The organism is Aquimarina litoralis (assembly GCF_039523995.1).
GTDB classification, from domain to species: Bacteria; Bacteroidota; Bacteroidia; order Flavobacteriales; family Flavobacteriaceae; genus Aquimarina; species Aquimarina litoralis.
The window spans coordinates 114,972-129,192 of sequence record NZ_BAAAGE010000004.1 but is presented as its reverse complement, the minus strand read 5'-3'; the positions used below and the strand labels follow the sequence as shown (position 1 = coordinate 129,192).

Sequence of the window (14,221 nt, the reverse complement as noted above, 5' to 3'; positions counted from 1 at the left end):
TTATTTAGACCTTTTAAATAATTATAGGTTAGTTATTTTACCAGAGGTAACTGGACCTAATTCATAAGAGCTTTCCCTTAAATCCTCAAAAATTGGATCTGCTTTTCCTAATAGATTATTTGCCTTATAGATTTGGGCAATATGAAGATTAGCGACAGGTTCAAAAGTTTTATTGACAACAAATTCTTCAGCTATTTTTAGTGCTTTTTTATGCTCTCCTTTTAGAAGTAATATATATGCTTTTAGATCATACGATTGTGGAGTTGGCCGATTCTCTATTTCCAAATCAGCTATTTCCAGTGCTTTATCAAATACTTCATACTCCTCGGCTAACAATAATGCTGTATGTACATTATACATATCGCCATATGATTTATCTTTTATAGCGTTGCTGTACTTGATTAAGTTTATCTTTTTGGCTATTTCATTAGTAAGGTATTCTTCTACTTCTGCTTTTAATAGAAAATAGTCTGGACTTTGATGGGTATCCGTTATTGCGTCTAATATTTTCAAAGCTTCTTCTGGTCTATCTTCATAAGAATATGTGATCCAAGCGATTCCTTTTTTTGCATAAGCATTTGCAGGATCTATTTCTAAGGCTTTTATATAGTATTCGTATGATTCCTTAATTCGTCCGGCATGACCATAATAATCAGCTAAATTAGTATATGACCAAAGTAATAAGTCATCATTTTTACTACTTAGTGCTATTTTCAACGCTTTCTCCATATTTCGTATAGTAGCATCTAGATTTCCTTTATAATCATTCCATTTTGCCAAGCGAATTAAAAAGTTATAATCATTTTGATTGGCAAATTTCTCTAAATACCCATGAGCATTATCATACTCTCCTAATTCCATAGACACATCAAAAAGTACCATTTCCGTAGCTTTAGTATTCGTACCTAATAAGTATGCTCCCATTGCAGCTTCTTTAGCTTCTATAAAGCGATGCTGAGAGATATAGTTATGAGCAAGTGCTAAAAGATGATCTGATTTTCCAATCGTAGCTATTGCTGAAGATTTGGTTAATGCTTTTTCTGCTAATTTTAGATATTTAATCTCTCCAGTAGATTCAAAAAGTTGAGTATAGGCAGAAGCCACTGGCCCTAGAGCCGTAAGTTGTAAACTATCTTTTTTGATTCTTTTATTCCAAAAATCTAGTTGTAATTTGGCTTCATTAGATGCCTGATTTTCTGTAATGCTAAGATATTGAGCGTACTCTTCTGAATTAGTAATTAGTTGTTCTTTATTCCCACAGGACAGTACGAATACACTAATAAGTAAGACAATTATATTTATTAGAATTCTCATAAGTATTGTTTTTTGATTTTGTTTGTTAAAGATTACTGCCCATACTGAGTCTACTTTCCCCTTCATTATAGGGTATACAAAGTCATTTGAGGGCAGACTTTTTATGCTAAAAGGCAGACTCAGTTTGACAGTAAATTATGTTGTTTATAATATTAAGAACCGTGTGGTGCTTCTAAATACGGAAAAGTATTAGAGGGAGTTTCTCCAGCATTACTAACACCATCTGTTACCAGGATTGGCAAGTCTGGAGTTCCATCTCCATCAATATCTTGCCCATTAAAACGATCTCCATTTTGACCTCCGAAAAGTAATATTAAAGAAACGTCAATCACATCATCCGTCAACGTTCTACCGGTTAAAACATTAGTTCCATCAAAATATGTTGTAGGTGCATCTGGAGCAACTTGTAATACATCAGAAGCAAGAACTGTTGTTAAAGTTGTAATGTCTAATCCTAAAATATTGTTTTCATAGGTAACACCAAATGCTCCATGAAGATTGGCCAATTGCGTTTCGAATAAAGATTGAAAAGCTGCACCCTGTTGAGAAGGAATGGTAACATTAAAATCGTTTTCGATATCTGGTGTTGCACTAAAAACCGTATTGATTCCTGGTCGTCCCATCTGGTCTTCCTGAGAAAATATTCCTGAAAAATCTACCACTACTGGTGGATCAATTATTATAGTATCATCATCACTACTACAACTAATATATCCTAGAGTTAATATAAATATTGCTGATATATTTTTAAAATTATTAAGTTTCATAATTATGTATTATTAAATTTTTGATTATTGTTTTCTTTTAGCTTCTGCCCAAGTATTAAATACTTCAACACCAGTTCCGGCAGGATGACTGAAGGTTCCTCCTAATAGTGAATTAGGAACTTCTACTACGATAGATAATACATTAGTTCCGTCAAAATCATCATTCCCAGGATTATTAAATCCACCTGGTGCCATTCCTCCTATGATTGCATTAAATTGATTGGAGTCAAAAAAGAAAGGGTCTTCTCTTAAACCAGCGAAATAGGAGATCCCATTTGCTTCAGAAGTTGTAGCATTGGATCCTGTACTAATAGCTACTTGTCCTAAATACTGAGTATCTTCATTGATAGTGCTATTCAAGCCTGTTTGAGCGGGTTGATAAGGTCCAAAAAAGTACATGATACCATCTCTTGGTATTGCTTGTATTACCAAATCCTCTACAAGATCTCCATCATTATCGATATTGATCTCTACTAAGACATTTTCGTCAAAACTCGCCGAGCTTCCAGGAGCTAGTAATCCTTGAACATTCGCTACGAATACCGTATTATCCGGGTTGGCTCCTTCAAATGCATAAAGATCCGTAATGTCTGCTGTGCTTCCTACAACAGCTGGCGCATCAATGTGGTCTGCAGCCATAAAAACAATCCCTAAACTTAAAAGCCCGCCAAGGATGCATAAATTTGTTTTTCTAATCTTGTTCATTTTTATTTAATTTTAAATGTTTACACTTTTACTTACGAGCTGATGAAGAAGACGGTTTTTCTAAAAATGTTAAAAATTAGTTAAGTATTAAATTTGCATATACTAATCCTGTGAGTTTGTCTTTAGAAGAAAAATAAATTTAACTTTGCCATAAACCAATAGACTCATGAACCCATCAACTTCTGGTTGGATAGATAAGTTTTTAAGAGACTTTGACTTAGACGCTCTTCCAGTATCATCCCTAGATGAATTGTACCCAAAACTTAGAGAAGCTGGTTTTCTTTATGGTACTTCGATTTCATTAGCCATATCATTAGACTCCGAAATAACCTACTCAGAAGAAGAGAAAACAAAAATTAACCTTTTCTCTGCACTAGTAGTCACCTATTATGAAACTATCGACAATGGAAGTTCTAAAGATTGTATCAATGCATTAGTTGAGTTTTATGAATATTTAGATACGAAAAAGTCTTTCTTTTCTTTTATCAATTCATTGACTTCTAACAAGAGTGAAAAACTTGAAAAGATTATAAACACTCGTATCCAAACGAATGAATCTATATTTAAAAAGAACTTTAGTCATTTGCTTACAAATGCATTACTCTTTATTGATGTACTCGCTTTTGAGCATTTTCTGATTCATGATATCAACCCGATAGCATATGCAGCATCGCTGGAAGAAACCTTAACAAATATTGTATTTCTGGCATTAAATTCTAAAATACAGAAAGATGATTATTATGAATTGTTAGTAAAACTTTTCGCTTCTTCGGTGCGATATACCACGATTAGTACAGAGGAAGATGCCAGTTTTGATCAAGTAGATTTAGATACTTATACCGATGACTTAGAGAAAAGATATATTCTTGATCTTACAAGTTTAGCCGTTTGGAATGATAAAGAAATTGATCTTGGAGAACAGGATTTTATGCGTGCTTTGGGAGCAGAGTTAGCCCTATCAAACAGATGGGTTCAGGAATCATTAGATTCTGTACTTAGGTTTGTAAATGATCATAAAGATGAAATTTCTTTTTTCAATTATTCGAATCCAGCACTTCATTTTTACAAACAGACTTCAAGAACTGTTAGTATTCTTATTCTTAGAAATAAAAAGCGACTTATTAAAGAAATCTCTGAAAGTAAAGATTTAATGATATTATTAGGACAGTCTGCAGTAAGAGACCTTTCTAAGGAAGAAAAACAACAAATGAAACAGCAGCTATTAGACGTTTGTAAAACCATTCCGTCATTAGCTATTTTTATATTGCCTGGAGGAAGTCTCCTTTTACCATTGTTGGTAAAATTTATACCTCAGCTTTTACCTTCGGCGTTTAATGAAAATAAATAAAAAAATCCCTGAAGTGAACAGGGATTTTTTGCTTATACTTCAAGTTTCTGAAGTTCTTGATAATTCTTTTTAAGCCTTCTGGTTAATATTCCATATACCACTCGATACAGCAATGCTAATAATCCAATGAAAACTGCTAACACTAATACTGAGGTAATGATTACTACATATAATGGAATATTCTGATCAGCGGATTGAGCTTCATACGTATCTGTATAAAAAGTCATGTACATAATAACAACCAACGTTGTTAAAGACAAAAAGCTAATATTTACCCAAACATATTGTTTTACAGTTTTCCTTGTATTCAGGATATTTTTCATCAACACTGATGCCGAATCTGTAGTTTTTATATTTTTATAATTGATATAAAAACGGACAATAAAGTAGATTAATATTCCATACGATAGAATCGTAGATATCACTGAAAAGTTTTCTAATCCTAAAATCTCAAGATCATCATACTCACCAGATAGCCTCACCATAATGTCTATCGAAGACCATAAAACAAACTCTATGACGCTTATCAAAAAGATCCATTTCACTATTGATGATGATTTCTTTAAAATCATCTTATAGATCTCATTATATGATAGTTTTGGAAGTTCCGAATCTCGGTTTTTCCAGTCTTTTTTTAATAATTCTAATTCATCCATCGTTATGGGTTTAATATTTTTTTCAACTTCGTCTTCACTCGATTCATTTTTACTCGTGCATTTACTTCAGAGATTCCCATAGTCTCTGCAATTTCTTTATATGATTTGTCTTCCAGATACAAGAAAACTAACGCCTTCTCGATATCATTTAATTGTTTTACTGCTGCGTACATAAGTTTTAATTGCTGCTCCACTCCATCGTCATATTCTTCTGCGGTGATTTTAAAATCCATCGCATCAAAATCAGAAGTTTTAATACTTCGTTTTGACTTTCTATATAGTGTAATAGCTGTATTTAATGAAACTCTATACATCCAGGTACTAAATTTAGATTCTCCTCTAAATTTTGGATACGCTTTCCATAACTGGATAGTAATTTCCTGAAACAAATCATTGTGCGATTCTGGGTCATTGGTATATATCCTACAGACCTTGTGCACTATATTTTGATTTTGCTCAAGATTGGTTACAAAACTATGTTCTAATTCTTTCTTCACTTTAGTTAGTTACATCTTATAAGTAGATAATAAAACAAATACGTTACACATTCTGAACTAAAATTTATTTTTTGATGATACTATTTTTTGAACAAAAATATTTTAGCAACTGATTTTCAATCAGTTTTACCGAAGCAATAAACAAAAATAAATATTCTGTAGTCTATATGACATTATCAGTTTATCTTTGTAAAACAACACTTTATTTATGAACATTCCTTATACTAATTTACCAAGATTAGTGATTATCGGAGGTGGTTTTGCAGGAGTAGCTTTAGCCAGAAAAATGGTAAAAGAAGATGTACAACTCGTGCTATTAGACAGACACAATTATCACACATTTCAGCCTTTATTATATCAAGTTTCAACCTCATCATTAGAACCAGATTCTATTGCCTATCCATTACGAAAAATCGTAAAAAGAGGTAAGAACACCTATTTTAGAATGACAGAGGTTACCTCTATAGATTCAGGAAATAAAGAAGTTCATACCTCTATTGGCAGCATTACATACGACTATCTGGTTATCGCCACTGGAGCACGTACCAATTTTTTTGGGAATCAGGCTATCGAACAAAATTCGATGCGAATGAAAAACCTTCCGCAAGCCTTAAATTTGCGAAGTTTAATGTTAGAAAATCTGGAACAAGCGGTAATTACCACTGATCCAAAAAAACGAAAGGAACTGCTTCGCTTTGTGCTGGCCGGAGCTGGTCCTACAGGTGTTGAGTTAGCTGGTGGAATTGCAGAGTTACAATTAAACGTACTTCCCAGAGATTATCCTGATATGGATTTCAGTGAAATGGAGATCCATCTTATTGAAGGAGCAGATAGAGTGTTACCACCTATGAGTCAGAATGCCTCCGAAAAAGCTTCTAAGTTTTTACAAAAAATGGGAGTGCATATCCATACGAATACTCAAGTAACCAATTATGAGAACAATTTAGTTTCTACCAATACGGAGTTATCATTACAAAGTGCTACCTTCATTTGGTCTGCAGGTGTTACTGGTGCTCCCGTAGAAGGGTTAAAAGCGGATGCTCTTATTCCTAGAGCAAATCGCTATAAGGTCAACGAATTTAATCAAATTGAAGGCTACGAGGATGTTTTTGCCATTGGCGACATTGCATTAATGCAAACAGAAGCATATCCTAAAGGGCATCCTATGGTTGCACAACCAGCGATACAACAAGGCAGTCATCTTGTAAAAAATCTAAAGCGTAAATTACAAGGCAAACCTATGATTCCTTTTTCATATTTCGACAAAGGATCTATGGCAACAATCGGAAGAAACAAAGCCGTTGTTGATATAGGTAAATTTCGTTTTGGAGGATTCTTTGCCTGGTTTATATGGATGTTTATACATCTTTGGTTTTTAGTAGGTTTTAGAAACCGTTTTGTTACTTTTTTTAATTGGACTTACAATTATATCAACTATGACAAAGCTGCTAGATTAATCGTAAGACCATTTAAAAACAAAGAAGAAAATGCAATTGAAAGGGTATAATTAATACTGATCAAATAGTTTCTGGGCTAAACCTTCTAATTCTTCTCTGGTAATTTTTTCACCTTCGGTAGGTGGGTTTATAACAACTGGCTCTGAAGAATATAGGTAAACCTTATCAAAACTTACTTTCTTTTCACCTTCTTTTAGTTCTAATATGAGACCAGGAAGCCCATAATATCCTTTTGGTCCATATGGAGCTTTAATTTTATTAGTATACCAAGCCTCTACAATTTTTTTAGAATTATTCAGTATTGCTTTATAACAAAGATATTGATCTATTTTCTTGGTCTCTTTAGTAAGAAGCCATTCTTGATCTTCTAAAGTTTCATCTATCAGAAATTCCCTTCCTCTAAAATCGAATTTATGTACTTTTAGAGCAGTTACCCTTTTCTTTTTAGAGGTATCTAGATAAATAATTTCGGAGTCGTTATAATTAATTCGCTCATCTACCAATTCCCGCCCTTTTTTATTTCTACGGCTACGTGACACCGTATCATTGCTAACTTCGTTCTGGGGATAGTACAAAGTTTTTTCCTTATTTATTTTTAAGACAGTGATATAATCATAATAAGGTATAGTGAGTGGTTTTTTATTTCTCTCTCTTTCGTTAATTCGTGCAGAAATACGTTCCCCTTCTTTCTCTAGTTCTTCTCTCATCAATAAAATAGAATCCTTACTCATTCCTGATTTGATAGCTTCCTTAATTTTAGAAAACTGTTTTCTGTAATGATCTGAAATTTCATCAGTATCAAAAGATTGTTTTGTAGATACTTGAGCTGGCTTACGCTTTTCTTTATAAAACACAGTAATTTCCTGACATTTCCCTAAAAAGGAAATAAAGAAAAATATGATCAATAATTTAATTTTCATGTAAAGATTTTGGTTAATGATGATTCGTCTAAGGAACTGGATCCGTTCATAATAAATTTAGATTATATAGGTATGTGTCATTTCGTCTAAAAATGTTACCTCATATCATGGGTTTATTAAAAAATTAATGTTCATGAAAAAGTAAGGCTGGTATTTCTTCTAATCCTTCTCTAGTAATTTTTTCACCATGAGTTGGTGGTTTTACTTCAAAGTCATCCAAAGTATAAAGAATTTTATCTAAAATTATGGTAGCATCTTCTTCAACTACCTTTACTACTAGACCTGGTAGTCCCCAATATCCTAAAGGTCCGAATGAGGATCCGATTTCTTCCGCGTACCAAACCTCAACAGGTTTACGACCTTTTATCTGATAATTTCCATAGCCATAACCTGTATATTCCTTCTTTTCTCTTTTAAAAACTAGTGCTTTCTTACACAAATATCCAGAGATCATTTTTGTTTGATTAGTAAACTTCCATTCCAGATCATCTAGCTCTTCATCGATGAGATATTCCTTACCATAAGCATATTCTACACTTGATTTTTGTTTGGTATCTTCATTTATATAAACAATTTTATACTTCTTTTCAGAGGTCTCTCTACTAATAAAAGTTTGTTCCCCATCCTTTCCATAAGAAACAATACTATTAATTGTATCATTAAATTGCCGCTCTAAAGGATAATAAATTGACTTCTTATGATCAATTCTAAGTACACTTGTATAACCATAATGTGAAAGTTCTTCTCGATGATCTTTTGCTTTGTCTTTAATAAGATCGAGATCTTGTTTATCCATTCCTCTTTCAAAAACAAAAGACCTTAATTGATAATAATCTGCTCTACGCTGTTCTTTATAAAAGACTGTCATCTCCTGAGATTTCCCTCCTATTGTAATAAGAATAATTGATAAAAAGAATACTTTTTTCATAGCCCATTGATTAAGAAATGTAAAACTAAAAAATTAGTTGAAAGATTCAACTAATTTTTTAGTTTATTTTTTATCATAAACTTTTTTCCTGATTAACAATCCATCCTACATTTTCTACAATTCAGTAAAAATCAATTTTTAGAATCTTCATTTTACTACACTTTTGAACTGTCAATCAAAAAACAACAGTATAACAAATGAAACATTTATTATTTACCATTTCACTCCTTACCTCTCTATTTTTAACCGCTCAAACCACTGTTTCGGGTACTGTAACTGACCCATCTGGTGTACCAATTCCTGGCGCAAACATCTACCTAGAAGGTACCTATGATGGTGCATCTTCCACGGATACAGGGAGCTTTTCTTTTACGACTTCAGAAACAGGACAGCAAATCCTAGTAGTATCATTTCTCTCTTTTGAAACCTTTACTTTAAATGGAACTGTAAACCAAATGCAAGACCTAAAAATTACTCTGAAAGAAGATGTTAACTCTCTCGGTAGCGTAATTCTGAATGCAGGTACATTTTCTGCTGGAGACAATAGCAAAGCATCTGTGTTAACCCCTTTGGATATTGTTACTACTGCTGGAGCTGCAGGAGACTACATTGGTGCTTTTCAAACACTACCAGGGACTTCTACCGTTGCCGAAGATGGTAGACTGTTTGTTCGAGGTGGAGATGCTAATGAAGCTAATGTATATATAGATGGATTGCGAGTTTTTCAACCCTTTTCTGCAACTGCAAACAACATTCCTACGCGTGGTCGTTTCTCTCCTTTCCTATTCAAAGGAACTAATTTTTCAACTGGTGGATATTCTGCAGAATATGGAGACGCGTTATCAAGTGTACTTCTTCTCAACACCATTGATCAACCTGAACAAGAAAAAACAGATCTTTCCTTTATTTCAGTAGGCCTTGGTGTAGGGAATACTCAAAAATGGGAGAAAAATTCATTAAGTATCAATGCTTTTTACTTAAACCTAAAACCTTATCAAGAAGTTATTTCTCAACGAGTAGATTGGATAAAACCTTTTGAATCGCTATCTGGAGAAGCTGTATATAGACATCAATTTAACAATGGTTTGTTTAAATTATATGGAGGATTGAATTATGCTGATTTCGAATTAATTCAAGAAGATATAAATATCCCTGAAGGGGTTAACTTTGGTTTAACCAATAGAAACTTATACCTCAATGCTTCCTATAAAGGTGAATTAGGTAATGACTGGACCTTAGCAACAGGTGTTAGCTTTGCCAACGATCACAATGACATTAAAATTGAAGATACAAATATCGATTCAGATGACAACAGTGCTCACATAAAAGTAAAACTTAGAAAAAGGTTTAGTAATCGATTTAAACTAAACTTTGGTATAGAGCAATTTATAGGAGATTTTAAAGAAGATGTTAATGCTACTACCTTCGGAAATTTTCAAAGTAGTTTCAATAACAATAGTACAGCGGCTTTTGGTGAAGCAAATATCTTTTTCAACAAAAAGCTAGCCATGCAAGTTGGACTAAGAGGTACGCATAATTCCTTATTGGATATTACCAGAATATCGCCAAGAGCATCGCTAGCGTATAAAATTGCAGAGAAATCACAAGTTTCTTTAGCTTATGGAGATTTTTATCAAGCACCTCAACAAGACGTTTTAAAATACAATAGTTCCTTAGATCCAGAAAAGTCATCACATTTTATCCTTAACTATTTGTATCAGAATGATGGTAGAACATTAAGAGCTGAAGCATATTATAAAGGCTATGATCGTTTAGTTAAATTCGATACAGAACTTCCTGAATTTGGGAGTAACTATTCTAATAACGGAGATGGATATGCAGCTGGGTTAGATCTATACTGGAGAGATAATAAATCGTTTAAAAACTTTGAATATTGGGCAAGTTACTCTTATCTAGATACCAAAAGAGATTACAGGAATTATCCAGAACGCGCCACTCCAAATTTTGCAGCCAAGCATAATTTATCATTAGTAGGTAAATATTGGGTACAAGATTGGAAATCATTAATTAGTACCACCTATAATTTTGCTTCGGGACGGCCGTATACCGACCCAAACACTCCTGATTTTCTAGGCTCAAAAACCAAAACATTTAATTCTTTAAATATGAGTTGGGCTTATTTAATAAGTCAACAGAAGATCTTGTTTGTTTCTGTATCCAATGTATTAGGGTTTGATAATGTATTTAATTACCAATATGCCAACACTCCTAATGTGAGTGGAAACTTTGCCAGACGAGCTATTAGACCTACTGCTGATCGTTTTTTTATCATTGGTTTCTTCTGGACCATTAGCGATAATAAAACCGATAATCAACTAGATAATCTATAAAATAAATGTCATTAAACTAATAAATTCTTTTTGTCAGTCTGAGCTTGTCGAAGACCAAAAAACTTCGAATTTCAAGAACACTTCGACAAGCTCAGTGTGACTCTAAAAACTTAACAACTTCTTTAATTTCATAAACACAACCAAAAGTAATCCTAAAATACACTGCAAGTCAAATACTTGCAAAAACATATGTTTAATTTTATAAATAAAACTAAGTCATGAAAACCACTTCTTATTTCACTTTTATTATTATTTGTCTAGTAAGCTCTTTTACTACTTATGCACAAAACGATCAAAACACCATCCAAATTGATATTTCAAATATCAAATCTTCTGAAGGCACCATCAGAATTGGGTTGTATAATAGCGAAGAAAACTTTTATAAAAAGATATTCAAATCTACCAAAGTAAAAAGTAAAGAAGGAGCGCTTACCGTTACTTTAGAAAATATTCCTGCGGGCACCTATGCCATCTCATTATTTCATGACGAAAATGATAACAAAAAACTGGATACAAACTTTTTTAAAATTCCAAAAGAACCTTACGGAACTAGCAATAATGCGAAAGGAAGCTTTGGTCCACCAAGTTGGGAGGATGCCAAATTCTCAGTTTCTAATGGAGATGTAATACAATCTATTAAACTTTAAGACTTGAGGTAATAAAAGTAATAAGATTGATTAAAACTTGTAATTGGCACCTAAGATCAAATATCCTTCTAAAGAACGACTAATCCGCTCTTCGAAGAAAACATTATTGTTTACATTATCTACTATCTCAGGGCTCTCTAAATTAAGTATATTATTACCTGTTAAAGAAAATTCCCAATGACTTTTAGGTTTTGCATATTTGATAGAAGGATTTAAAATAAAGAAAGATCTGGTGACATCACCTGCTTTTAAATTTTTACTAATAAAATCTAAATTAAAACTCATTTTTTTATCCAATAAAGAGGCTCGTATTCCTACAAACGGGTCAATAGAAGAAGAAGTAAATTCAATATCATTAAAACTATTATTAACTTTTAAGTATGTAAAATTCACCCCTGTTTTGAAGTTTATAGATTTCTTAAAGTTCGAAGAAACTTTAAAATTTTGTTCAACTAAAAAACTATCCGAAATATTTTCTTCTTCGTTAATAAAACTACCCATTTCATTTATAATGGATAATGTAACAGAACTAAACTTTAATTTAGATTTACTAAAATTTTTATCAAAACTTAATGTAGCAAAGAGATTAGAATTAGTATCTGTAAAACGATATTCATTTTCCGTAAAATTATCCGATCGATAATTTACATTTTGAGTCAACGATTTTGATTTGTCAGTATATTGTAGCGTGAATAAAATATTATCTCCTTTTTTAAAATCAGTCCAACTAACTGTTGACCCAATTCGCTGGGTAGGTAATATTTCATTAAAATCTACTAATCCACCAATTTGTTTGCTTAAATAGTTAAATACTAAATCATTTGATATTTGAGTAGTTAATGAAGGATACTCGTTTTGATAGGAATAATTCAATGAAAATAGGAGATTATTCCTAAACCTAAAATTTATACCCATAGATGGAAAAAAACTGAATCTATTATTGGTTTCAGTTTTGTTCAAATCATAAAAAAAATAATGATATTCTAGTCCCAATTGATAAGAAAACACTCCAAAATTTTTAGAAATATACTTACCTCCAATGTAAGCATCTGTAAATCCTAAGGACAAATTATTGGTTGGTTCCTCTGGTATTCCAATAAGTCGAGAATTAAAATCTTGATTTCTATGAATAAATCCATTTACAAGATTATAAGTTCCTACTTTAGACTTATTTTTATTAATAAGGTTATACCCATAAGTTCTATTAACAAAACTATTTTCTTGATCGATGTTAAATAAATCATCAAATGTAGCAAACCCTAAAAATGTGTTATTCCCTTCAATATTCGTACTATTATTTGATTCCTTATATTGAGAATAACCACTAAATTCTAACAAACTAGAGTTAGATATTTTAGTAGTGATTTTTACCTCTTGACCTATATTTTTATTTACATTTTTAATCCTTTGATTAAAGATATTAATATCATTATTAAAATCATTAGCTAAATCAAATTGTTCTTCATCTGTTTCTGGATTATTGGTAATAGTGTATTGTATGAAAGTAGATTTACCAGCCTTATAAGCAGTTTTTATTTGGGTAGTGTTAAAAATAAAATCCCCAAAAATATTTTTACTTTCTCTTTGGTCAGGAAGTGTTTCGAAAAACCTACGCCTATTTAAAAAAAACTGGCTCTGAGAAGTAGTATTAAAAATGCTGTAACCACTTATTTTTAAATTTTCCTTAGGACTATACACAAAATTTAGAGCTCCAAAACCAATTTCCCGATTGGCTACATCTCTTGTAGAGCTTAAAAAAGTGGGAATATCATTATCATCATAATAAGTACTATTCCCAAAATCAGTAGATTTTACGGTTGTATTTAAATTAATATAGTCATTAAATGATATGGATTCCTTACCAATATTATTAATATCACCAAGTAAGGTTACCTTTAACCTCTTTCCCAAACGAAAAAGATTAGTATGCAGTAAGTATTTATTTAACATACCTCCTTTAACTTCTATATTTCCTGTTATTCGTTGCTTAAATTTATCTTTAATACTTATGTTTACCGCAGTAGTTTGATCATTGTCAAATCCATCGATATTGGCAAACCCCTTATATTTTTGAAAGAAGGTAACACCCGCAATCATATCTGCAGTAATATTTTCTGTAGCAAACTGATGTTGCTCTTTAAAAACATCCTCCCCATCAATCAATAACTTCCCTACCTTTTTCCCAAAAGCAGTAACTTTTCCCTGATCATTAATATCAATACCCGGTAACTTTTCTAAAACTTCCTTTAGATTATTTTCCTGACCATTAGTCAACTTTTTTAGGTTATATATTATTGTATCCTTTTTTACTGTTGCGACTTTAGGGTCATACTTAATAACAACCTCTTTAAGTTCATCTGCCTGTGGTTGCAAAACAAAATCTATGGAATTTATATCTTTATCCACAACTATTTTTTTTGTTTGAGCCTCATAACCTAAATAGCTTGCTTTAATTCTGTATCTTCCCTTTGTCTTTAATTCAATATCATATGAACCATCACTTTTAGTGGTGGTAAATGCATAAATCTTTGTTCCAACGGAGTCTATCAATTGTATTGTCGCAAATGATAATGGAACCTCGGAGGTATCTTTAACGAATCCTCTCAACGAAATCTGACTGTGAGAAAGATT

At 32.1% G+C, this 14,221-nt stretch carries 10 protein-coding genes and 1 pseudogene; 4 read left to right on the top strand and 7 right to left on the bottom strand.

Features of this window, described 5'->3' with window-relative positions; genetic code table 11:
* Window positions 1-21 precede the first annotated feature (21 nt).
* Both ABD077_RS19605 and ABD077_RS25250 read right to left on the bottom strand, forming a co-directional pair.
* Complete coding sequence (locus ABD077_RS19605; RefSeq protein ID WP_343913934.1) at window positions 22-1,314, bottom strand: tetratricopeptide repeat protein; 1,293 nt, start codon at window positions 1,312-1,314, stop codon at window positions 22-24.
* 152 nt (window positions 1,315-1,466) lie between these two features.
* A pseudogene (locus tag ABD077_RS25250) lies at window positions 1,467-2,786 on the bottom strand (DUF4331 family protein).
* A gap of 166 nt (window positions 2,787-2,952) precedes the next feature.
* On the opposite strand from ABD077_RS25250, the gene ABD077_RS19590 reads away from it, so the two are divergent.
* The gene (locus ABD077_RS19590; protein WP_343913932.1) at window positions 2,953-4,134 is read left to right on the top strand and encodes an LETM1-related biofilm-associated protein; all 1,182 of its coding nucleotides are present in this window, start codon (window positions 2,953-2,955) and stop codon (window positions 4,132-4,134) included.
* 32 nt (window positions 4,135-4,166) lie between these two features.
* On the opposite strand, the gene ABD077_RS19585 is transcribed toward ABD077_RS19590, so the two are convergent.
* Window positions 4,167-4,790, bottom strand: coding sequence for a hypothetical protein (locus ABD077_RS19585; protein ID WP_343913931.1), 624 nt, complete (start codon window positions 4,788-4,790; stop codon window positions 4,167-4,169).
* A gap of 2 nt (window positions 4,791-4,792) precedes the next feature.
* Window positions 4,793-5,287 carry an RNA polymerase sigma factor gene (locus ABD077_RS19580; RefSeq protein WP_219008303.1) on the bottom strand — a complete coding sequence of 165 codons (495 nt, stop codon included), beginning with the start codon at window positions 5,285-5,287 and terminating at the stop codon, window positions 4,793-4,795.
* 208 nt (window positions 5,288-5,495) lie between these two features.
* Between ABD077_RS19580 and ABD077_RS19575 the strand changes: the two genes are divergently transcribed.
* Window positions 5,496-6,794, top strand: coding sequence for an NAD(P)/FAD-dependent oxidoreductase (locus tag ABD077_RS19575; RefSeq protein ID WP_343913930.1), 1,299 nt, complete (start codon window positions 5,496-5,498; stop codon window positions 6,792-6,794).
* Here the strand turns inward: ABD077_RS19575 and ABD077_RS19570 are convergent, their stop codons facing one another.
* Both ABD077_RS19570 and ABD077_RS19565 read right to left on the bottom strand, forming a co-directional pair.
* The gene (locus ABD077_RS19570; RefSeq protein WP_343913929.1) at window positions 6,795-7,664 is read right to left on the bottom strand and encodes a GLPGLI family protein; all 870 of its coding nucleotides are present in this window, start codon (window positions 7,662-7,664) and stop codon (window positions 6,795-6,797) included.
* A 124-nt stretch (window positions 7,665-7,788) separates the two neighbouring features.
* Window positions 7,789-8,592, bottom strand: coding sequence for a GLPGLI family protein (locus ABD077_RS19565; protein ID WP_343913928.1), 804 nt, complete (start codon window positions 8,590-8,592; stop codon window positions 7,789-7,791).
* 197 nt (window positions 8,593-8,789) lie between these two features.
* On the opposite strand from ABD077_RS19565, the gene ABD077_RS19560 reads away from it, so the two are divergent.
* Both ABD077_RS19560 and ABD077_RS19555 read left to right on the top strand, forming a co-directional pair.
* Window positions 8,790-10,943, top strand: coding sequence for a TonB-dependent receptor (locus ABD077_RS19560; protein WP_343913927.1), 2,154 nt, complete (start codon window positions 8,790-8,792; stop codon window positions 10,941-10,943).
* 218 nt (window positions 10,944-11,161) lie between these two features.
* Entirely contained in the window at window positions 11,162-11,590 is a 429-nt protein-coding gene (locus ABD077_RS19555; RefSeq protein WP_343913926.1) for a DUF2141 domain-containing protein, read from the top strand.
* 30 nt (window positions 11,591-11,620) lie between these two features.
* On the opposite strand, the gene ABD077_RS19550 is transcribed toward ABD077_RS19555, so the two are convergent.
* Window positions 11,621-14,197: a carboxypeptidase regulatory-like domain-containing protein gene (locus ABD077_RS19550; protein WP_343913925.1), complete on the bottom strand. Its 2,577-nt coding sequence runs from the start codon at window positions 14,195-14,197 to the stop codon at window positions 11,621-11,623.
* Between the last annotated feature and the right edge of the window lie 24 nt (window positions 14,198-14,221).

What these genes read in the sequence shown, in the direction of transcription:
- ABD077_RS19565 (WP_343913928.1), bottom strand. Translation starts at nt 8,592, where the DNA reads ATGAAAAAAGTATTCTTTTTATCAATTATTCTTATTACAATAGGAGGG.
- ABD077_RS19555 (WP_343913926.1), top strand. Translation starts at nt 11,162, where the DNA reads ATGAAAACCACTTCTTATTTCACTTTTATTATTATTTGTCTAGTAAGC.
- ABD077_RS19590 (WP_343913932.1), top strand. Translation starts at nt 2,953, where the DNA reads ATGAACCCATCAACTTCTGGTTGGATAGATAAGTTTTTAAGAGACTTT.
- ABD077_RS19585 (WP_343913931.1), bottom strand. Translation starts at nt 4,790, where the DNA reads ATGGATGAATTAGAATTATTAAAAAAAGACTGGAAAAACCGAGATTCG.
- ABD077_RS19570 (WP_343913929.1), bottom strand. Translation starts at nt 7,664, where the DNA reads ATGAAAATTAAATTATTGATCATATTTTTCTTTATTTCCTTTTTAGGG.
- ABD077_RS19605 (WP_343913934.1), bottom strand. Translation starts at nt 1,314, where the DNA reads ATGAGAATTCTAATAAATATAATTGTCTTACTTATTAGTGTATTCGTA.
- ABD077_RS19560 (WP_343913927.1), top strand. Translation starts at nt 8,790, where the DNA reads ATGAAACATTTATTATTTACCATTTCACTCCTTACCTCTCTATTTTTA.
- ABD077_RS19575 (WP_343913930.1), top strand. Translation starts at nt 5,496, where the DNA reads ATGAACATTCCTTATACTAATTTACCAAGATTAGTGATTATCGGAGGT.